This is a genomic window from Stutzerimonas kunmingensis (genome assembly GCF_032106285.1).
Classification (GTDB): domain Bacteria; phylum Pseudomonadota; class Gammaproteobacteria; order Pseudomonadales; family Pseudomonadaceae; genus Stutzerimonas; species Stutzerimonas kunmingensis_B.
This window is the reverse complement of sequence record NZ_DAMCPO010000045.1, coordinates 1-21,782: the sequence shown is the minus strand read 5'-3', so window position 1 is coordinate 21,782 and position 21,782 is coordinate 1. Positions and strand designations below refer to the sequence as shown.

Genomic DNA, 21,782 nt, shown 5'->3' with positions numbered 1-21,782 from the left:
TGGTCATCCCGTCCGAGGCGGTCATTCGCACCGGTCGGCGCGCATTGGTGATGCTGGCCGAGGATCAAGGCCGTTACCGCCCGATTGAGGTTCGCACAGGCCGGGAATTCGATGACCAGACAGAGGTGCTTGAAGGGCTGGAAGCCGGTCAGAAGGTCGTGGCGTCCGGTCAGTTTCTCCTGGATTCAGAGGCGAGCCTACGCGGGCTGACCGCTCAGGGTTTGGAGGAGCCTGCAACTTCTACAGAACCTGCGCTGCACGAGGCTGAAGGTACGATCGTCAGCCTGGAAGATGGCATGGTTGGCCTGTCGCATGGGCCGTTCAAGACGCTGAACATGCCTGGGATGACAATGTCCTTTCCGGTTGCAGATCAATCGCTCCTAACAAAGTTGCAGACCGGCGATCACGTCCGTGTCGGCGCGCGTGAAAGCGAAGAGGGCCTGGTCATTGAGCACATCGAGAAGCTGGGGGGCCAGCCATGATCGCAGCCATAATTCGCTGGTCAGTGGCCAACCGCTTTCTGATCCTGCTGGCTACTGTGTTCGCGGTGGCTTGGGGTGTCTGGTCGGTCAAAAACACCGCTGTTGATGCATTGCCAGACCTTTCCGACGTTCAGGTCATCATCCGCACGCCATACCCCGGGCAGGCGCCCCGGATCGTTGAGAATCAGGTCACCTACCCACTGACGACGACCATGCTGTCTGTCCCCGGCGCAAAGACGGTCCGCGGCTACTCCTTCTTCGGGGATAGCTACGTGTACGTCCTGTTTGAGGACGGCACCGACCTCTATTGGGCCCGTTCTCGGGTGCTGGAGTACCTGAGTCAGGTGCAGAGTCGGCTTCCCGCCGCCGCCAAACCCGCTTTGGGCCCTGACGCCACAGGTGTCGGCTGGATCTACCAATATGCTTTGGTAGACCGAACGGGCAAACATGACCTCTCGCAGCTGCGCTCTTTGCAAGATTGGTTCCTGCGCTATGAGCTCAAGACACTGCCCAACGTGGCGGAAGTCGCGCCCATAGGCGGGATGGTCAAGCAGTATCAGGTCGTACTGGATCCCGTGCGCATGGCAAGCAGGGGCGTGACGCAGCAGCAGATTGCAAAGGCGATCGATGAAGCCAACCGTGAAACCGGCGGGAGTGTTCTGGAACTCGCAGAAACCGAGTTCATGGTCCGTGCGACCGGGTATCTCAAGACACTCAAAGACTTTCGAGCCATTCCTTTGCGTCTCGACGGCGGCGTGCCAGTGACGCTAGGGGACGTTGCGCATATCCAGCTCGGCCCGGAAATGCGCCGGGGCATCAGCGAGCTTGACGGTGAAGGTGAGGTAGTCGGCGGCGTGGTGATCCTGCGGAGCGGCAAGAACGCTCGGGAAACCATCGCTGCCGTTCAGACCAAACTGGATGAGCTGAAAGCGAGCCTGCCCCAAGGCGTCGAAATCGTCACGACGTACGACCGTAGCAAGCTGATCGACAGTGCCGTTGAAAACCTCACGCACAAGCTCATCGAGGAGTTCATTGTCGTTGCGTTGGTTTGCGCGATTTTTCTGTGGCATCTGCGCTCGTCGTTGGTCGCCATCGTGTCGTTGCCGATCGGCATCCTGATTGCTTTTGTGATCATGCAGCGGCAAGGCATCAACGCCAACATCATGTCGTTGGGTGGCATCGCGATCGCGATCGGAGCGATGGTCGATGCAGCAATCGTCATGATCGAAAACGCCCACAAGCACATTGAGGCCTGGCACAAGCGGCATCCTGACTCCACCTTGAAGGGCCAGGAGCACTGGAAGGTCATTACTGACGCGGCTGTTGAAGTGGGGCCGGCATTGTTCTTCAGCCTGCTGATCATCACGCTGTCGTTCATTCCAGTGTTCACCCTGGAGGCGCAGGAAGGCCGGCTGTTCGGTCCACTGGCGTTCACCAAAACCTATGCAATGGCAGCCGCCGCGGGCCTGTCTGTCACGCTGGTTCCGGTGCTCATGGGGTATTGGATCAGGGGCAAAATCCCTGACGAACACCGTAATCCACTCAACCGTGGCCTCATCTGGATCTACAAGCCGGCCCTGGACGCGGTACTGCGCTGGCCCAAGATGACTCTGCTGGTGGCTGTTCTGGTCTTCCTGACAGGCTTGTGGCCGGCCTCTCGCCTTGGTGGGGAGTTCTTGCCCCCGCTGGATGAAGGTGACCTCCTTTATATGCCCACTGCGCTTCCAGGCCTCTCCGCTCAGAAGGCTTCTGAGCTACTGCAGCAGACGGACCGGCTCATAAAAACGGTTCCAGAAGTTGCACACGTGTTCGGTAAGGCTGGTCGAGCCGACACCGCTACAGATCCCGCCCCGCTGGAAATGTTCGAGACGACCATTCAGTTCAAGCCGAAGGATCAATGGCGCCCTGGGATGACGCCTGACAAGCTGGTTGAGGAGTTGGATCGCACCGTACAGGTACCTGGATTAGCCAATCTGTGGATCCCGCCGATTCGAAACCGTATCGATATGCTGGCGACGGGTATCAAGAGCCCGATCGGGGTGAAAGTGTATGGCACTGACTTGGCACAGATCGACAAAGCCACCCAGGCAGTGGAAAAAATCGCCAAAACGGTGCCTGGGGTCAGTTCGGCGCTTGCTGAGAGACTGACCGGCGGCAGGTATATCGATGTGGATATCGATCGTGTCGCCGCCGCACGCTACGGCCTGAATATCGCGGACGTGCAATCGATCGTGGCCGGTGCCATCGGTGGTCAAACCATTGGTGAAACCGTGGAAGGGCTCGCCAGGTATCCGATCAACCTCCGCTATGGCCGCGAGTGGCGCGACTCGATATCCGATCTGCGCAACCTACCGATCTACACGCCGCAAGGCAGCCAGATCACGTTGGGGACCGTGGCCAAAGTACAGGTGACAGACGGACCGCCCATGCTTAAAAGCGAAAACGCAAGGCTGTCGGGCTGGGTTTACGTCGATGTTCGTGGCCGCGACATGGCGGCTGTGGTGGGCGATCTGAGGGAAAAGATCAGCAAAGGGGTCCAGCTCGAATCCGGCATGAGCATCAGCTATTCCGGCCAATTCGAATTCATGGAGCGCGCTAACGCGAAGCTGAAGCTCGTCGTTCCGGCTACCTTGCTGATCATTTTTGTATTGCTCTACCTAACGTTTGCCCGCTTTGGCGAGGCGCTGCTCATCATGGCTACGCTGCCATTCGCTCTGACCGGGGGCGTCTGGTTCCTATATCTGCTCGGGTACAACCTATCCGTAGCGACAGGAATCGGATTCATCGCACTGGCAGGCGTTTCTGCTGAGTTCGGCGTCATTATGCTGCTGTATTTGAAGAACGCCTGGACGGATCGGGTTAACGCTGGAGCCCATGGCGAAGGCGTCCTGCTCGACGCCATTCGTGAAGGTGCTGTCCAGCGAGTGCGCCCCAAGGCCATGACCGTCGCCGTGATCATCGCTGGCCTGCTGCCCATCCTTTGGGGCGGCGGGACCGGCAGCGAAATCATGAGCCGTATTGCCGCGCCCATGGTGGGCGGGATGATCACCGCGCCGTTGCTCTCCCTGTTCGTTCTGCCGGCAGCCTACCTGCTGATGCGCCGCCGGCAATTGCAGGCCCAGCACGCAACCAAACCCACTGGTGAACATCCGTGAAAATCAAGCACCTCAGCCTTCCTTAAAAGACGGGGCCTGGTTGAATGTAGAGTTCATCTTGAAAAGGCATGGTTTCGACTATTCGATTCACATAAAAAGCAAAGGAGCAAGCGACCGCCACATACGCGGCGGTCGCAGCAATACAAAAGGTTGCGCTTACAGCTTTGTAATTTGAAGAACAGCTTACTGTAAGTGTTGTGCCATTAAGCTATAGGCATCAAACAATCAGGAGTTTAGTCATGAAAGCCATTAGCAAAACCATCCTTTTTACTATGTTCGCTGCCGCCTCCTCTTTCGCAATGGCAGAACAAAATTCTGATCAAGTTATTCAGCGCCATAAAGAAGCCAAGCCAGTACTTAAGGCGCTACTTGAGGAAGGCAAAGTGCTAAGTGTAGGGCCTGCAGGTGCCACAGGTAAAAGTGGGGTTATGCAAAGGAGCAAGTATGATGGCCGTCCCCAAACGTTTGAGATAAAAATCAGAACGCCTGATGACGTGACCCATATCGTGGAATTCCGAGGACTGCCCTTCGGACTCAATAACGTTTAAGCAACGCAAAAAACCACACTCAAAGGATAGATAGATTTTTTCTCTTGCGCCGCCGGCAATTGCATACCGCAGCAACCTACAGATCTGGAGAGACATTCATGAACATCATGTCCATTACCCTTGCCACACTTTTCTTGGTCCCAGCCGCCTATGCTGCCGACAAGTAGCCCATGGATGGCATGCCTATGGATCATAAAGGCATGAACATGCAAATTGACCATAAATCAGCCGCACAGACCGCTACGGCTACTGGCACGATCAAGAAGGTGAATACCGAAAGCGGGACCGTCACCATTGCCCACGGCCCGGTCAAGGCCTTGGGCTGGCCCGCAATGACGATGGGATTCAAAGCAAAGCCTGACCAGCTCCAAAAGCTAAAAGAAGGCGATAAGGTCCAGTTCGATTTCTCCTCGCAGGGAATGGACTCCACGGTCACCCGCATCGAAAAACAGTAAGTGCAGAAGCGCTCGCCGTATATGCGACGGGCATAGCTCGATTAAAAGAGAGAAATTACAGCTTTGTAACGTTGAGAACAGCTTCTTGTAAGTCTTGCACTTATAACATATCGGTATCAACTAACCAAAGGGTCAAAACCATGAACCGTATGAACAAAGTGATTTTCCCGCTTATTCTAACTGCTGCTTCATCTTTTGCGTTAGCTGAAGGCGGAAGCGAACGCACGCTGCATCGTTTGAATGATCCGGAAACCAAGTCCACTCTTAAGAAGTTGGTTAAAGAAGGTGAGGTGCTTAACATTGCACCTGCAGGGGCGAACGGCAAGACTGACATGATTCAAAACTATCGTACTAACGCCAAAGTCCAAACCTACGAGATGAGGGTAAAGACACCTGACGGGAAAATTCATACGGTAGAGTTTTTGAGCGCCCCGATTGGCGTAAATAACGGCTAACCTGTCAAAGTTAATATCAAGGGTAGGCGACATGCGAGGAATGATGAAAGGATGTGGTGGATGAAGGAGACCGTCAAAGCCGGAAGCTCGCTAAAATGGTGAAGGTCCAGACCAGGTCTTGAATACGAACGATACTGCAACGACCATATCGAAGCAGGTAAGGCTCCTCCGGACGCCCTGCCTGCTTTTGTGCTTGGCCTAACCAGGACCGTACTGATGGAAAAAGTTTCACTGACGAGCAGAATGGCGGTGGTTTTCATGCTCGTGGTTACGGTTGTGCTGATGGTCGCCGCAATCAGCTTCTATTATTTCTGCCAGCTGCATTTCGAGCGCAAGGATGCGCAAGTGCTGAGTGAAAAAGCCGCTGCCGTAGAGCATATGCTACGTAGCAGTACGGCTTTCGGACAGGAGGCCACCTCAAAGATCGATGCGGTCATTGAGCACTCTTTCGGGTTTGCAACTGCGGTAGTGATAGACGGCAAAACGGTTTACTCACACCACAATTTTTCTGAGCGCTTGCTTCCTCTCGTCACGGATAATCAAGAGGAACGCTGGGCAGTAAATTTCGATGGGCACCAGTACAGTGGCATTACCAGAAAAGTAGATCAGTGGATCGAAGGGCAAGACGCAGTCATCTATCTGGCTTTGGATGTAACGCATCGAGTCCACTTCTTCGAGATGATTCAGCAATGGTTTGCTTATACGCTCGTGATCAGTGCGCTTCTAAGTGGGGCACTAGGTGTTGTTCTGATCAAAAAGGGCTTGAAGCCCATTGGCGAACTATCCAAGACATCTTCAACCGTAACCGCCAACTGCTTAGATACGCGGATTCCGACCGAGTCAGTACCAGGCGAACTTCATGAACTCGTTGCTAACTTCAATGAAATGCTCTCGCGCTTGGATGATTCTTTCCTCCGGCTGTCAGGTTTCTCAGCGGACATCGCGCATGAGCTAAGAACGCCGCTGAACAGCATGCTTACCCAAATGGAGGTCGCGCTCTTACGCGACCGCGAGAATACCGACTACAAGAACATTTTGTATTCCGCCCTCGAAGAACTTAGGCGCATGTCAAAGATGGTCGATGACATGCTGTTCCTAGCCAAGGCGGACAACGGAAAGATTACGCCCAGTGCCGAAGATGCCAGCATAGCTGAGATTGCCGCTAGCGTTATCGAATATTACGAGCTAGCAGCCGAGGAAAAAAATGTAAAAATCGCTCTTTCAGGCGATGGATCGGTGAATGGGGACAAATCAATGCTAAGACGGGCTATTTCAAACATAGTCTCTAACGCAGTTCGGTATGCGGAGGAACGCAGCACCATAAGCGTTGAAATAAGCGAGAGCGGCGCTTCGGTTTCCACGGCTATTTCCAACCGCGGCATAACTATTCCAGCCGAGCTTCAAACCCGGATATTCGACCGTTTCTACAGGGTCGACACCGCAAGGCGCGAAGGTACTACGTTGAACGCGGGCCTCGGCATGGCTATCACTCGTTCAATAGTAGAAGCGCACAAAGGGCGCATCGCTTGTGAATCAGCTGAGGGACACACGACTTTTACAATGACGCTTCCAAGGCTTATGTCTAGTTAATGGCAGATGCCCACAACGACCCTGACCTACGCTTTAGAGAAATGCCTGGCTGAACCGAAAGAGGTCACGCCTTTCGAACCTGTATGTTTGATCCTGGAGGTTCCCGTGACAGCGTCCTCATCGAGAAAATGCGGTACGACGGCCGCAGCGCTCAACGAAGCGTGCTTCTGCGTGAGCCTGGATCAGGTTGCGCTCACAAATGCATTGTCCGAACAGCTTGGAAATCCCGAGTTGTCAGAGCTATTGAAGTCACGTTGCCCCCATGTATTTGCTGCTCGACCGGTATTTGTTTCGCCGTCGCGACTGCGTCAGGTGCGTGAGGTCATCCAAGCCATCGAGCGAACCGTGAGTTTGCCCGCTTGGCGCGAGCATGCTCTGGATTCCGCCCCCCCTATTGCGCAACACAACCCTCGTCGCGCGCGGGGCGTCTTCTTTGGCTACGATTTTCATCTGGATGAGGACAAGCTTGGGCTCATCGAAATAAACACAAATGCGGGCGGAGCGATGCTAAACGTATTGCTCGCCCGCGCGCAGCGCAGTTGTTGCAGCGGCGTAGTCGGACTATCGCCGGGGCAGGAATGGCCCGGAGGCTTCGAACAATCGATTCTGCATATGTTCGCCCAAGAATGGTCTGCGAGCGGCGAGCAACGACCGCTCAGGCGCCTGGTGATCTTGGATGAAAGCCCACAAGCCCAATACCTGTATCCGGAGTTTCTTCTATTTCAGCGGTTATTCGAGTCAGCAGGAATCGGCTGCATAATTGCAGACCCAGCCGATCTGGCCTTTCACAACGATTGCCTCTTGGTCCACGGAAAGCCTGTGGATCTTGTCTACAACCGACTCACCGACTTCTATCTGGAAGGTGACAATTGCAGCGCGCTGCGCAGCGCTTATTTGGCTGATGTCGTGACGGTAACGCCGCACCCTCAGGCCTATGCCCTTTATGCCGACAAACGCCGGTTGGTTGACCTAACCAACGGACGTTTTTTGGAAGAGATTGGCGTTGGTCAGCAAATCCGAGCCGTATTGGCCCAATACGTCCCGCTTACCGTGCCTGTCGGGCATGGTAACGCAGAGCACCTCTGGCAAAACCGCCGTAGCCTCTTCTTCAAGCCCGTCAGCGGGTTTGGTAGTCGCGGTGCATACCGAGGAGACAAGCTCACCAAGCGCGTTTGGGAAGAAATCGTTGGCGGAAACTACGTCGCCCAGTCCCTTGTAGCTCCTGGCGAGCGTAGAACCGTCGCCGACCCTCAGGTACGACCGATGAAGTTTGACCTGCGCGCGTACGCTTATGCTGGCGAGGTACAGTGGAACGCTGCCAGGGTCTACCAAGGCCAGACGACCAACTTCAGAACAGAGGGAGGCGGTTTTGCCCCCGTGTTTACCTTAGGGGAGGAAGAGAAGCGAGCCGGCTCTACAGAGCAATGGTCGCACGCTTCGTTCACGTTCTTACTCGACGAAACCGGCGCCGTACAGGAGCTGCCGCACCCGCTATATCTCGCGTTGGTTCGAGCCGAAAAGGCTACCTCAACACTTGCCGGTAAACGTTTCCGACTGGCGGACTGGTATGTTGCAATGGAGGGCAACCATCCGTCCAAGGTCATCCGAGAATGGTACGGCTGGGTTGCTTTCAACGCCGATGGCGCTTTTCACCCCGCGGCTGGTTTCGCAAAAGACTCGGAATCGGTAGGTGCTGGGAATGTAGACGCTACTGCCCTACCAACGCCAGAAGAGCATCGTCTCATTAACCATTTGCTGTTTCAGAACCATTAGCGCAGTACCGGACGCAGTGTGGAGCACCGATCTGGCGTCGTGTTGTCGTAATGATGGCTGATACTGGCCCGTGCGTGTAGTCGTGTGTTGCGTTCTTCCAACTGTGCCCATCAGCGGACGCCGGGGAAGCCGGGTTCCAGACTGCCGAGATTGCGGATGCAGACCGGCAGCACCTCGGCCAGGTCGGCCTCTAGGGGTTCCCAGTGACCGCCCATGTAAGCTGCGGCTAAGGTCAGGTGCTAATTACCGGCGGATCGCGAATCCGCACTGCGGCCACCGGTTGCCCGAGCCCAACCGCCAGCGTCGACCGTCCGGTGCTACCAATTCCACGGTGCCTCCGCGACAGTGGCGTCCGATCAGGTCTGACACGGCTTGCATGGATCAATGACTTCCTTGGAGTTATGAACAGACTGGGACGGCCGTTTCTCGATGGGGCCGCTAAGATGTTCATCACGCAGGCTCAGCAGCCAGCTGCGACGTCAATGCCTTAAAGTGTGGGCGAGTCGATCGCCTCTATCTGACGCTTACAGAAATGAAATCTTGGCCTAAGCCCTCTGTAAGGAAGAGTTGCCTAAGCTGGAGCCATGAGTGCCTGGTTGAGAGCGGATTTCGCCCGGAGCATAGTCAGCAGCCGCCTCTATTTCGTACTCAAGGTGCCTATTACACAGGGTGGTCGCTTGACCTGTGTGTTACACACAGGTGTACAAGACAATAGAACTAATCCTAGGTTAGGCGCGGCAGGTTGATCTGCATCAAGTGCAGGCTGCTGAGATGGTCCACCGTGTTTGCATCGCAATATTCAGTGAGGAGACGACGATGCGGGTTAACGAGTTGGCTAAAAAGCTCGGAATTAGCGCCGACAGCATTCGCTACTACACCCGTGCCGGGTTTGTAGTGCCCGGAAAAGATCAAACCAATGGTTATAAGATATATCGTGAACGCGATGAGCAACGTCTTCGCTTCATTTTAAGTGCACGGCGACTAGGTTTTTCTGTGGCCGATGTTGCGCAGATACTAAATGAGGCCGACGGAGGCAAAAGCGCCTGCCCCACGGTGCGCCACCTGTTTGCCCTGCGCCTGCAGCAAACCACGCAACGGTTTGACGATATGCAAAAACTGCGCAAGCGCATGCTCACTGCACTCAACGAGTGGGGCAGTAAGCCAGACCGGCTGCCCAGCGGCAACAGCCTCTGCCATCTGATTGAAGACTTTACCTCGTAAAGCCCAAGCTCAGCTTGCAGGCGCCTCGGCGGTATTAATTCTGACTTCGGTAATAAGGACTCAACCATGAATCATAGTCCCACTGCTTCCCGCAATCACGGCCCTCTGCCACCTACCGGTAACCAAGTGAGCAGCAATACGGCGACCGATCAAACCCTGATTATTGAAGGTACGGGCTGCGCCAGCTGTGTGGGCAAAATAGAAAAAGCGCTCATGGCCGTGCCTGGCGTGCAAACGGCGGAAATGAACTTCGCCAACCGCACGGTGCAGGTACAGGGCAGAGCGGCTACCGAGTTGTTGGTGAAAGCGGTGGAGCAGGCCGGCTACAACGCCAGACCCATGGCCGGTGAGTCGCTAAGCGATGCGCTCGATGAAAAAGAACAAGCCGATTTGGCCTATTACCAAAAACTGATGCGGCAAACCTGGGTCGCGCTGGCACTGGGTGTGCCGCTGATGATCTACAGCTTGGTGGTGGGCGAGATGACGGTGACTACTACTGTCGAGCGTATTGTCTGGCTGGTGGTGGGGCTGCTGACCCTGGCCGTGATGATCGTGTCGGGTCGTCACTTTTACGTGGGTTCCTGGCAGTCCTTTAAAAATCACTCCGCCAACATGGACACCCTGATTGCCTTGGGCACCGGCACGGCATGGCTCTACTCCATGGTGGTGGTTTTCGCACCGGACGCAGTGCCTCTGATGGCGCGGCATGTCTACTTCGAAGCCACTGCCATCATCATCGGTCTGATTGATCTGGGGCTGGCGCTGGAGCTGAAAGCGCGCGGACGCACCAGCGAAGCTGTCAAACGCCTGATCGGCTTGCAAGCGAAAACCGCACGGGTGATTCGCGACGGCGAAGAATTGGATATTGCGATCGAACAGGTGTTGCTCAACGATTTGGTGCGCGTACGCCCCGGTGAAAAGATTCCGGTGGACGGAGAGGTGCGGGAAGGTCACACCGCCGTGGATGAATCCATGCTCACCGGCGAACCTATGCCGGTGGAAAAATCCACTGGCGACAAGTTGGCGGCCGGAACCCTTAACAAAACCGGCACGCTGGTCTTCAAGGCCACCCGCGTGGGCAAAGACACGGCACTGGCGCAGATCATCGACATGGTCAAGCGTGCGCAAAACTCCAAGCCGCCCATCGGGCGCCTGGCTGATGCAATCTCAGCATATTTTGTGCCGGTTGTGATGATCATCGCAGTGCTGAGCGCGCTAACCTGGCTGAATTTCGGGCCAGAACCGGCCATTGCTTTTGCCATCGTCTCGGCCACGACTGTGTTGATTATTGCCTGCCCCTGCGCACTCGGCCTGGCTACGCCAATGTCGGTGATGGTGGGAGTGGGTAAAGCGGCTGAGGCGGGTGTCCTGATCCGCAACGGTGAGGCGTTGCAAACCGCTTCCAAGATTAGCGCCATGATTTTGGATAAAACCGGCACCATCACCTTGGGCTCGCCCAAGGTTACCGACATTGTGACCCAGACCGGCTTCAAACAGGACCAGGTACTGCAACTGGCAGCCAGCCTGGAGTCCGGATCAGAACATCCACTGGCATTGGCCATTGTTGAATCGGCCAAGGAGCGGAATTTAACCCTCGACAAGGTCGAGTCATTCAATGCCATTGCCGGTCAAGGTGTGGAAGCACTGGCCGTCGGCCAGGCGTTGCTGTTCGGCAATGAAAAACTGATGCGTGAGCGCGGTATCGATGTCGGTGAGTTCATCGAAACGGCCCAGCATCTAGCCAGTGAAGCCAAAACGCCTATGTATTTTGCGGTGGACGGGCGGCTTGCCGCCATCATCGCGGTGGCCGACCCCATCAAGGAGGATTCTATTGCGGCCATCAAGCGTCTGCAGAAGAATGGCATTCGCGTGGTCATGCTCACTGGCGACAACCGCGCCACCGCCAAAGCCGTGGCGGAAAAGGTGGGTATTAGCGAGTTCTTTGCCGAAGTTCAGCCTGCAGACAAGGCCAACAAGGTGGCCGAACTGCAGATGCAAAATGAAATTGTCGGCATGACCGGTGACGGTATCAACGATGCACCGGCGTTGGCGCTGGCCAACGTGGGCTTTGCCATCGGCACGGGTACCGATGTGGCGATTGAAAGCGCGGATATCACCCTGATGCGCGGGTCGCTGCACGGTCTGGCTGATGCCATTGCAGTGAGCAAGGCTACCCTGCGCAATATCAAGCAAAACCTGTTTGGCGCCTTTATCTACAATGTTGCTGGCGTGCCGGTAGCTGCCGGTGTCTTGTTCCCGGTGCTAGGCGTGCTGATGAACCCCGTCATTGCTGGCGCTGCCATGGCATTTTCCTCCGTTACCGTAGTAACCAATGCCAATCGCCTGCGCCTGTTCAAGGCGCAGGAACATTAACTGTCATAGCGCGAGGGATATAAACCATGTGGCTGATCAATATTGCGGGACTGGCCCTGATTGCCCTGATCGTCTGGTGGTTCTGGCTGTATAAGCCGCAGGAAGTTGCCCTAAACGAGCAGGGTTTGCTGGTCGTCGTGGAAAACGGCGGCTATACGCCGGCCAATATTCAAGTGCCGGCCAATACTCCGGTCAACCTTACCTTTTTGCGCAAGGATGCATCGCCTTGTTCCGAGGTGGTGTTGTGGCCTGGCTTGGATATCAGCGAAACCCTCCCCCTGAACAAACCCATACAAGTTGCTCTGCCAGCGCTGAAGGCCGGTGACTATGCCTTTCATTGCCAGATGCAAATGTACCGTGGTGCCTTGCACGTGAAATAAAGCAGGCGGCAGGCCGGAATTTTCTTTCAGCGTGGAGACAGGATATGAGTAACGAAAAAAGTTCTTTCTGGTGGTCGCCTAAAGGGCTAGCTGCGTTGGGTCTGATCGGGGCAGTCAGTTATTTTCTGCTGGTGGAGCATCGCCAACATGTATTTGCATTTTTGCCGATTCTAATCATTTTGCTGTGCCCGCTGATGCATATCTTTATGCACGGTGGACATGGCAGGAGGGCGCAGGGCGGTGCAGAAACGTCAGAGACCATGTCCGGTGATGCCAGTGATGTCAGGCGTGCCGCCTATCAACGTGGGCTGGAAGCGGGCAAACATCAGACTGACCACCATCAACACAGAAGGGGCTAGGATATGCACAATGAATCCGCTTATGGTCTCTGGACGTTAGTCATCTTAAATTCAATTATTTTCATTTTTTTTGCGTTCAGTTTTACCAAGCCGAAAAGTAATACCGATTGGCGCAGCCTGGGCGCATTTTCCGCATTTGTGGTTGCGCTGTTCACCGAAATGTATGGCTTTCCACTGAGCATCTATTTTCTGTCGGGCTGGCTGACTGAAAAATATCCGGGGGTGGATTTCCTTTCCCATGAAAACGGTCATCTGTGGCATACCCTTTTAGGTTTCGAGGGTAACGCTCACTGGGACCCGCTGCATATTGCTAGCAACCTTGTCATCGTCCTGGGGTTTTTTATGCTCGCCTCAGCGTGGGCAGTACTGCACAAGGCCCAACAGAGCCGATCACTGGCCGCCACTGGCTGGTATGCCCGCTGCCGTCACCCGCAATATCTCGCTTTTATCATGATCATGTTCGGCTTTTTACTGCAGTGGCCGACTATCCCCACGTTGGTGATGTTCCCGATATTAGTGGTGGTGTATGTGCGACTGGCCAAGCGCGAAGAACAAATGGCGCTCGCAGAATTCGGCGACGAATACCGCACCTATATGCACAACACACCGGCCTGGATTCCAACAATTAAAACTCTTCAACCCGGTACCAGTAGAACCTGATGAGGTTGTCATGAAAGGTTCATTGCAGGCATTGTCATCGCCACCGCACCGGCTACTCTGTAATTGCCAATGAGTATCATCAACATAGCAATAGCACGCAAGGCAAAGACAAGCCTGGTGGCATGATATTGGATCAGGCGCAGATGACGAAAATGACATGAACTGCGGCGGCTGCCAGTACCCCGACTCGTGCCACTTTCGAACCTGCATCCACTTCCAACCAACAAGGGCTTTATGATTCCGGCAGTAACAAGCGCAAAGGTGACTGCTGTTGGTCATGAAAGCTGTAGGCGGCTTATTGCCAGTACGGTTGCACACGGGACAGAGATAGGACGAGGGGTGACGGATGCTACCAAAGTGCCGCCGGTGCGATCAGTTATAGTGTTCAGAGTCCAATGGGAGATGAGTGATGAGCGAGAGCAAGCATCGTCTGGGTGTTTCTCATTGGACTTATCGCCGCCCCGTTATATCGATTGCGTTCAGGTAGCTACATCCCACGCCTAAGTGCACGTACGCCACCATACACACCGCTGCCGGATGGTATTGGCTCGTAGATTGAAGCTGTCGTCGTTAATGCAGGCGGTGCTTTTTCAGTTTGCCAGCGGTGCGAGATTTCCGCCGCGATTCGCTCAGAGAGAGAAGAGAACAGCGAATGCGATAACAAAGGGCCCTGGGCTTTCTTTACTACTGGTAGACGTTTGAGCGGATGACTCGCTCTTGGCTATTGAAGGTAGCGTGTGCGTTTTTTCGATACTAGGCAGTCTGCTTTTGATTCTGACTTTCCGGCTCTGGCACCACCAGCGTGGTTGTGCCAGAGCATTGAGTTATGGGTGTTACGCAACCATACGCTCACATTCCTCAGCGCAGTTCATGCACGCCTTTGCACACTCTTGGCAGTGATCCATCTGATGTTTCGCGCATTCCTCACCACATGCCCGGCAGATCTTTGCACAAAGGGAGCAGAACTCTTTTGCGTACTCACTTTCACGGCTCATCAGGGTGGCGGCCAACGCGCAGATGTCCGCGCAGTCACGGTCAAGCTCGATGCATCGAGCCATCATTTTCACATCATCCTCGCGTAGGCAAGCAGCGGCGCACATTTCGCACACCAGGGCACAGTTCGAACAAGCTTGGATGCAGGAAGTGAACATTGAATTTGTCATTGCGTTCTCCAGGTTTCGATAGTTGTATTCGACGGTGGCCTACTCGCTGAATTGTCGCATCAGCGTCTTAGCAACCACAGAAAATACGACATGCCCTTGTCGCGCCCGGTTCGACCAACTTAATTACAATGCTGTAAGGTTCGCCTGGTGACGGATATTTATTCGGAAGGTCTGCAAGTGAGAGCCGCCAGAGTGTCAGCTGCTTGTTAGCCCAACTGCCTCGTTAACCTCTCTTTAGGTGGATAACGAGATGAGATCAGCCCCCTGTAATGACGACAGGGAGCCGTCCATAAGGATCCAGAGCCAAGCCGCTCACTGAGTGAAGTGACACGTCTCACGAGGCAACATTTGGAACGGAAGCGTTGGTAAGGGTACCGTTGCGTCGACAGCTGGTATTGCCTGGATCGCCCCTCCTGGTGCCGCGTATCTAGAGCTTCGCTCAGAACAGCGTAGGCCGTGCAGTTAGTGCTTGTGGTGCTTCCCGTCTGCGTGGACATCGCTTGTTGTCGGAGATCTGTCCTCCGCATCGGCACGGTCATGGTCAGTGCTTGGCTGGGCCACCTGGGGCGGCGCTGACGCGTGATGATCGTCGCTTGCGTCATTACCATGATGACCGGTGCTTGATTGGCCGGCAGCACCACCCGAGCTGCTAGGGCCATGGTGATCCGAGCTGCTACTGTCGCCCTGATGGTGGTCGTCCGAGGCCATCTCACCGTGTTGCTCACCGTGCCCAGCTGGGGTTTCCCCACCACCATGTTGATGACCACTACTAGACGCAACGAGTGCTCGATACGCTCCTTCATCTAGTTCAGGAAGCTTCTGCAGAAAAGCCACCATTCCCCAGATGTACGGATCAGCCATGCTTTTACCCCACGCAGGCATCCCAGTGGCCTTGATGCCATGCTTGATGACCCAAAATGTTTTTGCTGGGTCACCGTATAGCCCCGCTTCAGCCAGGCTGGGTGGAGCGGGATAAAGGCCATTGCTTAGCTCGGTCTCAGCCATGCCTGGCGCCAAGTGACAACCCACACACATCGAGTCGTAGTTCCCCGCCCCGGCGCGGATTTGGTCTTCATCGTCGAGAGATGGCACGACTATGTCTTCGGAGCGAACCTCAATCGAGCGATTGCGAGCAGTTTCCAAGAAAGCGTGCACGGCTCCCGTATGAGGATCATCCGCGGCAACGTTTATTAGTCCCGAGAAAACAACACCGGCCACCACCAACAGGCCTAGTGCGCAGAAGGCAGCGAAGCTAATAATTATTCTTTTCATCTAGGGTCCTTAAAACCAAAGCCTGATGCCAGCAACGAACCGCGCCTCATCTACGTCTTCGCCTTCATCTCTCGCCATATCGGCGGTATTACCGTATGCCCGGCTCCACGTGACGCCGATGTACGGTGCGAACTCACGAACGATTTCGTATCGGAGGCGGAGCCCCACCTCTGTATTTGCTAGACCAGCGCCCACTCCGCGTGCAGGATCGTCCTTGCCATAGAAATTGAGCTCGGCAGTCGGTTGGAGGATGAGCCGGTTAGTTAGGAGAATGTCGTACTCGCCTTCAAAACGTGCTGCTGTCTGCCCACCTTCACCGACGAAGGCGGTGGCTTCCGCCTCAAACCCATACAGCGCCATCCCCTGGACGCCTAAAGCCGCCCACGTCTGCGGCGACTCGGGCTTAAAGTCCTGGCGAACACCTGCTACTACATCCCACCAGGGACTGATTGCACGCCCGTAAAGCGCCTGAATTTCCGCGTCTTCAGTAACGCCATTCGTTCGCTCACCATCCGAGCGAAACCAGAACCGATTGATATCGCCACCAACCCAGGCAGTAGCTTCCCAACTGAGGGTGCTACCTTCATTTGCGTCCTGGTACTCAAGTTGATCTAGCAGAAGGAACCAGGCCAGATACTTGTCATGGACCGTATGACCTTGAAGACCAGGGAAAGCCGCTTCTCTATCCGCATCGGTCAATACTGGAATGAACGAGGGATGAACCATGCCGGGCATTTCGAGCGTATCGTCATGCTTCATTTGGCCATGGTTCATCTTGCTATGGTCCATCGCACCATGACCCATTGCAGAATGGTCCATTTGCCCACCGGAGCCATGATTCATTGCCGCGGGCTTGGCAGAAGATGCAGGGGCTTGAGCTGCCGGAATAGGAGGGGTTTGATGCATCGAGTGATCCATCATCTCGGCGGCGTTGGCTATCCGTCCAGCCGCTGCGCTCAACGAAACTCCGAGCGCAATAAGAGCAAAGCGAGAAGATCTAGTGGTCATGGTGCGAATCCACCTCAGTACCAGTAGCCTTCGGGTCATGATCCATCTTGCCATGGTCCATTTCACCATGGTCCATCGAGCCATGACCCATGTCGCCGTGGTCCATTTCTGAGTTAGAGGAGCCTTGTGTCTGAGATGCCGGCTTGTTGCCTGAATTTTGCGACGAAGCCGATGGTTGCTTGTGCTGATCATGCGTTTGCTCTGCAAACGCAGCTGATATATTCATTACGCCCAGCAGACTGAACATTAACGCGCTGCCGATAAGAGTTTTACGCTTCATAAAATTTCCCATATAAAGTTCCTCTTACTCGTCCACTCGGACTTCACGAAACATGCCCATTTCCATGTGAAGCAGTAGGTGACAGTGATAAGCCCAACGCCCGAGTGCATCGGCTGTCACGCGGTAGCTGCGCTTCGAACCTGGAGGCATGTCGATCGTGTGCTTGCGAACCATGAACTTTCCATTCTCATCCTCAAGATCGCTCCACATACCATGCAGATGAATCGGATGGGTCATCATGGTGTCGTTGACCAAAGTGATGCGTACCCGCTCGCCATATTTGAGCCGCAGGGGCTCCGAATCAGAGAACTCTATACCGTCAAATGACCAGGAGAACTTCTCCATGTGGCCGGTGAGATGGAGTTCGATCGTCCGACTGGGCTCACGGCCGTCCGGATCGGGGAAAGTGCTTCTCAAGTCGCTATAGGTCAGGACTCGGCGGCCGTTGTCTCGTAAGCCAATACCGGGATCGTTCAGCCTATGAGTTGGGCTCATGGTCTGCATGTCCACCAGTGGGTTATTGGACTCTGAGGGCGGGTGCGATTGCATACCTGCGCTCATCCCAGCCATTCCAGAGTGGTCCATCCCGGACATCCCACCCATTTTGCTGTGATCCATGCCGGCCATTGCGCCCATGTCGCCCATCCCTTGCATGTCACCGTGGTTCATGCCGGACATGTTGCTATGGTCCATCGCGCCCATGTCGCCGCCATGGTCCATGCCCGCCATACCGCCCATGCTGCCGTGATCCATCCCCATGTCGTCCATGGTGATTAGTGGTCGAGGATCGGTTTCTGGAACAGGAGCGCTCAGCCCTTCGGCAACCGCTAGCGTGCCACGGGCGTATCCTGTGCGATCCATCGATTGGGCGAAGATCGTGTAAGCCTCCTCGGTCGCAGGCTCGACAATCACATCGTAGGTTTCTGCCACGGCAATGCGGAATTCGTCGACGCTAACTGGGTTGACGTATTGGCCATCGGCTGCGACTACAGTCATCTTCAGCCCTGGAATGCGGACATCGAAATAGCTCATGGCCGAGCCATTGATGAACCGCAGGCGAAGCTTCTCGCCGGGCTTAAAGATACCGGTCCAGTTCCCGTCTGGTGCTTGGCCGTTCATTAGATAGGTATAGGTGTAACCGCTTACGTCGGCGAGGTCGGTGGGACTCATCTTCATCTGAGCCCACATTTTCCGATTCGCAATCGTAGCGGCCCAGCCGTCTTCGCTCACGTCGTTAATGAAGTCTCCGACGGTGCGCTTGTGGAAGTTGTAATAATCTGACTGCTTCTTGAGCTTAGAAAGGATTCGAGCGGGATCCTCATCGGTCCAATCGGTCAGCATGACGACATAGTCGCGGTCATAGCTGAACGGTTCGGGATCCTTAGCATCAATGACCAACGGGCCATAGACACCAACCTGCTCTTGTAGGCCTGAATGACTGTGGTACCAATAAGTACCGTTTTGTTTAACCTGAAACTTGTAGACATACATGCCATCGGGAGCGATGCCGTGGAAGCTCAATCCAGGCACGCCATCCATGTTGGCCGGCAGGATCATGCCGTGCCAGTGAATCGATGTATCTTCGCTCAGCTTATTCCTGACGCGCAGCGTGACGGTATCCCCTTCACGCCAACGTAGAAGCGGCCCTGGGATGGTCCCATTGATAGTCATCGCTGTCCGGGCCGCGCCGGTGATATTGACCGGCGTCTCCCCAATCAGCAGATCGAACTCCGTGCCACTTAGTACGCTGGGCTGGCCTGGGCTAGTCACTGCCCAGACCGGAGCTCGCCACAAGCCAAGACCGCCAAGGAGGCCTGCGGCAGTCAAGCCTTTAACAAAGGTTCGCCTAGAGGTTTTACGTTGCATGTGTAGGTTCCAATCAAACTAAGGAGCCAAGCCGAAACCAGCCGTAAGGTTGGTGTTGCCAGCGTTGATCGATCTTAGAAGCTCGCGCATGGTCTGGCTAATCAAGCGACTTGCCATTGTCCTTAACTATGGCATGCAGAAGGGAGACGCATGATTAATTTTTTGTAAGCTTAAAGCGCCCCAGAAAACGCCTGCGATCAGAGTTCCGGTCACTTAAGGTGGCGTTACTTGGTACTTGGCTTGCCTTGGCAGCGGATGGGCTCGGGCGGATCGATCACGGTGCTGTAGCACCTGCCATTAGCCCATCGCTCAATCGCCGCTGATTAGCTGCTTTTGCGACAATCAGCGGCATGACTTCCGCACCCAATCTCAACGAGTTGACACCTGAACAGCTGCGCGCCTTGGCCGCGCAGTTGCTGTCGCAAGTCGGCACGATGGGCAAAAAGATCCACCGCGATCAAGCAGTGATCGAGCAACTCACCCACGAAATCGCACTGCTCAAGCGGTACAGGTTCGCCAAGCGCAGCGAGCAGCTGAGCCCCGACCAGATCAGCCTGCTCGATGAGCTGATCGATACGGACATCGCGGCCATCGAGGCCGAACTCAAGGCGCTGCATCCTGCGCCTGTCGCCCAATCCCGCCAGCAGCCCAAGCGCGCCGCGCTACCCGCCCAGTTCCCGCGCACCCTGATCCATCACGAACCGGACAACACCCAGTGTGCCTGCGGCTGCCAGCTCAAGCGGATCGGCGAGGACGTCAGCGAAAAGCTCGACTACACGTCGGGCACCTTCACGGTGGAACGACACATCCGTGGCAAGTGGGTCTGCGACCAGTGCGAGACGCTGATCCAGGCACCGGTAACGGCCCAGGTGATCGACAAGGGCATCCCTACTGCCGGCCTGCTGGCTCATGTCATGGTGGCCAAATACGCCGATCATCTGCCGCTGTACCGGCAGGAGAAGATCTTTGGCCGTGCGGGTCTGGCTATCGCGCGCTCGACATTGGCACAGTGGGTCGGACAAACCGGCGTGCAGCTCCAACCGCTGGTCGACGCCCTGCGCGAAGCGGTACTGGCGCAAGGCGTAGTCCACGCCGACGAAACCCCATGCAAATGCTGACCCCGGGCGAGAAGAAAACCCATCGGGCTTATGTCTGGGCCTACTGCACCAGACCGTTTTCCGACCTGAAAGCGGTGGTCTACGACTTCAGCCCGAGCCGCGCCGGCGAACACGCACGTAACTCCCTCGGCTCCTGGGGCGGCAAGCTGGTCTGTGATAATTTCGCGGGCTACAAGGCCAGCTTCGAGCAAGGCATCACCGAAATCGGCTGCATGGCCCACGCCCGGCGCAAGTTCTTCGACCTGCATGTGGCGAACAAAAACCAGTTGGCCAGCAGGCGCTGCACTCGACCGCCGGCCTCTATGAAATAGAATGGCAAGCGCGCGACTTGAGTGCTGAGGATCGGTGGCGGATACGACAGGAAGGGTCCTCGCCGCCCCTCAACGCGCTTCAAAAATAAGATGCTGGCCCAGCGCGACCTTGGGCAAACCGGAGACTTTTGACTTCCTGGGGTTCACGCACTGCTGTAGCACCAAAAGAAACGGCGACTTCCAAGTGCTGCGACTGACGGCGAAGAAGCGGATGCGTGCGACGCTGCTGGCTATCCGGGACGAACTCCAACGTCGACGCGTCATGAGCCCGTCCGGGCTCAAGGGCAGTGGCTCAATCGGGTGGTTGGCGGCTATTTCAACTACCACGCGGTGCCGGGCAACCTGCTCCGCCTTGACGGTTTTCGGGCAACTGTCTGCCCCCTATGGCGGCAAGCCCTCAAGCGGTGCAGCCAGACCTGCACATCCCTATCCGGAGGAACGCTTCACGTCACGAACCTGAGGCAGGAGCCGTATGCGATAGTTCCGCACGTACGGATCTGTGCGGGGGGGGGTGGCAGGTAACTGCCATCCCTACCGCGACCCTCAGATCAACGGCGGCGGGCCTTTATGTGCTACCTCGCCTGATGAGCTAATTAACTTATCAAGATATGATACTTGTTGCTCTTGTTGCTGGAAAAAACTAGCGCTTGTTGATACTGTCCGGCATACCTCGGAACTCTACCGCATGAAGCTTTCCATCTGGCGTGCGTATCCTAATTTCGTATGACTGAACGTTCCCCGTTAACTTGGGCACCTCCGGACCTTTTGTTTTAGTCCTCATCGGCGTCACGCTCAATACTTTTCCAGTTTTGAGCAGATCCATCATGACTTGATGGCCGTCACCGATAGTGTGATCGTGGCGCATGGGGCTATCCGTAGCCGAGCCAGCCACAGCCACCGTGGATGTAGCTACTAATGCAATCGCAAGAAGCGACTTTATAATTTTCATCGCAACTACCACCAGATGTAATTTTGGAATTTTAGGCTTAAACTATCTGCCATTTTAATATTTCGGCGTGAACGATTACTGTGCGCCAGTTTTGCAAATGACGCACAGTTAAAATTTACGGGATGTGCTAGTCAAGAGCAAGAACAATTAACCGTTATTTATCCCGACAGGCATGCCTCTAAATTCAACAGAGTGAGTCACTCCATCAGGGGTTTTAATTAGTATCTCGTAAGTTCTAACATCACTGTTTTCAGACAAAGGAGCAGTCACAGGTGATACGCTAAGAACTTTCCCAGTTTTTAATAGCTTGGCGGTTGCAGACGCTGAGTGCAACACGGTTATTGAATTGAAGCTGGAGCATCAT

18 protein-coding genes and 1 pseudogene are annotated in these 21,782 nt (G+C 55.2%); 13 read left to right on the top strand and 6 right to left on the bottom strand.

What is annotated here, in order from left to right; genetic code table 11:
- The 12 genes from RT582_RS21395 to RT582_RS21340 form a co-directional block, all read left to right on the top strand.
- Nucleotides 1–482: copper-binding protein (locus RT582_RS21395; RefSeq protein WP_313479893.1), on the top strand; the 482-nt coding region annotated here is incomplete at its 5' end.
- A complete protein-coding gene (locus tag RT582_RS21390) occupies nt 479–3,637 on the top strand; it encodes an efflux RND transporter permease subunit (protein ID WP_313479890.1) in 3,159 nt (1,052 codons plus the stop codon). The genes RT582_RS21395 and RT582_RS21390, both read left to right, overlap by 4 nt.
- Nucleotides 3,638–3,876: 239 nt before the next feature.
- A complete protein-coding gene (locus RT582_RS21385) occupies nt 3,877–4,185 on the top strand; it encodes a hypothetical protein (protein WP_042922860.1) in 309 nt (102 codons plus the stop codon).
- 200 nt (nt 4,186–4,385) lie between these two features.
- Nucleotides 4,386–4,640 carry a copper-binding protein gene (locus tag RT582_RS21380; RefSeq protein ID WP_376785716.1) on the top strand — a complete coding sequence of 85 codons (255 nt, stop codon included), beginning with the start codon at nt 4,386–4,388 and terminating at the stop codon, nt 4,638–4,640.
- Between the two features lie 140 nt (nt 4,641–4,780).
- Nucleotides 4,781–5,095, top strand: a complete 315-nt coding sequence (locus RT582_RS21375; protein ID WP_042922862.1) for a co-regulatory protein PtrA N-terminal domain-containing protein — start codon at nt 4,781–4,783, stop codon at nt 5,093–5,095.
- A 216-nt stretch (nt 5,096–5,311) separates the two neighbouring features.
- A complete protein-coding gene (locus tag RT582_RS21370) occupies nt 5,312–6,685 on the top strand; it encodes a heavy metal sensor histidine kinase (RefSeq protein WP_313479887.1) in 1,374 nt (457 codons plus the stop codon).
- A gap of 6 nt (nt 6,686–6,691) precedes the next feature.
- Entirely contained in the window at nt 6,692–8,458 is a 1,767-nt protein-coding gene (locus RT582_RS21365; RefSeq protein WP_278400797.1) for a hypothetical protein, read from the top strand.
- Between the two features lie 816 nt (nt 8,459–9,274).
- A complete protein-coding gene (locus tag RT582_RS21360) occupies nt 9,275–9,679 on the top strand; it encodes a MerR family transcriptional regulator (RefSeq protein WP_046622472.1) in 405 nt (134 codons plus the stop codon).
- A gap of 126 nt (nt 9,680–9,805) precedes the next feature.
- Nucleotides 9,806–12,052, top strand: a complete 2,247-nt coding sequence (locus tag RT582_RS21355; RefSeq protein WP_042919444.1) for a heavy metal translocating P-type ATPase — start codon at nt 9,806–9,808, stop codon at nt 12,050–12,052.
- A gap of 26 nt (nt 12,053–12,078) precedes the next feature.
- On the top strand, nt 12,079–12,432 hold the full coding sequence (locus RT582_RS21350; protein WP_042919443.1) for a cupredoxin domain-containing protein: 354 nt from the start codon (nt 12,079–12,081) through the stop codon (nt 12,430–12,432).
- A 44-nt stretch (nt 12,433–12,476) separates the two neighbouring features.
- Entirely contained in the window at nt 12,477–12,791 is a 315-nt protein-coding gene (locus RT582_RS21345) for a DUF2933 domain-containing protein (RefSeq protein ID WP_042919442.1), read from the top strand.
- A 3-nt stretch (nt 12,792–12,794) separates the two neighbouring features.
- On the top strand, nt 12,795–13,451 hold the full coding sequence (locus tag RT582_RS21340; RefSeq protein ID WP_042919441.1) for a methyltransferase family protein: 657 nt from the start codon (nt 12,795–12,797) through the stop codon (nt 13,449–13,451).
- Between the two features lie 833 nt (nt 13,452–14,284).
- Here RT582_RS21340 and RT582_RS21335 read toward each other — a convergent pair.
- From RT582_RS21335 to RT582_RS21315, 5 genes are all read right to left on the bottom strand, one after another.
- Nucleotides 14,285–14,614: a four-helix bundle copper-binding protein gene (locus RT582_RS21335; protein ID WP_003283205.1), complete on the bottom strand. Its 330-nt coding sequence runs from the start codon at nt 14,612–14,614 to the stop codon at nt 14,285–14,287.
- Between the two features lie 462 nt (nt 14,615–15,076).
- Nucleotides 15,077–15,886, bottom strand: a complete 810-nt coding sequence (locus tag RT582_RS21330) for a c-type cytochrome (protein WP_313479882.1) — start codon at nt 15,884–15,886, stop codon at nt 15,077–15,079.
- A gap of 9 nt (nt 15,887–15,895) precedes the next feature.
- A complete protein-coding gene (locus RT582_RS21325; RefSeq protein WP_313479879.1) occupies nt 15,896–16,894 on the bottom strand; it encodes a copper resistance protein B in 999 nt (332 codons plus the stop codon).
- Nucleotides 16,884–17,174, bottom strand: a complete 291-nt coding sequence (locus RT582_RS21320; RefSeq protein ID WP_170934340.1) for a hypothetical protein — start codon at nt 17,172–17,174, stop codon at nt 16,884–16,886. The genes RT582_RS21325 and RT582_RS21320 overlap by 11 nt, the downstream gene beginning before the upstream one ends.
- Nucleotides 17,175–17,198: 24 nt before the next feature.
- The gene (locus RT582_RS21315) at nt 17,199–19,040 is read right to left on the bottom strand and encodes a copper resistance system multicopper oxidase (RefSeq protein ID WP_046622467.1); all 1,842 of its coding nucleotides are present in this window, start codon (nt 19,038–19,040) and stop codon (nt 17,199–17,201) included.
- Nucleotides 19,041–19,390: 350 nt separating this feature from the next.
- Between RT582_RS21315 and tnpC the strand changes: the two are divergent.
- Nucleotides 19,391–20,577: pseudogene (tnpC, locus tag RT582_RS21310) on the top strand (IS66 family transposase); the annotation flags it as partial.
- A gap of 532 nt (nt 20,578–21,109) precedes the next feature.
- Here tnpC and RT582_RS21305 read toward each other — a convergent pair.
- On the bottom strand, nt 21,110–21,334 hold the full coding sequence (locus RT582_RS21305; RefSeq protein WP_046621566.1) for a hypothetical protein: 225 nt from the start codon (nt 21,332–21,334) through the stop codon (nt 21,110–21,112).
- Nucleotides 21,335–21,782: the final 448 nt, after the last annotated feature.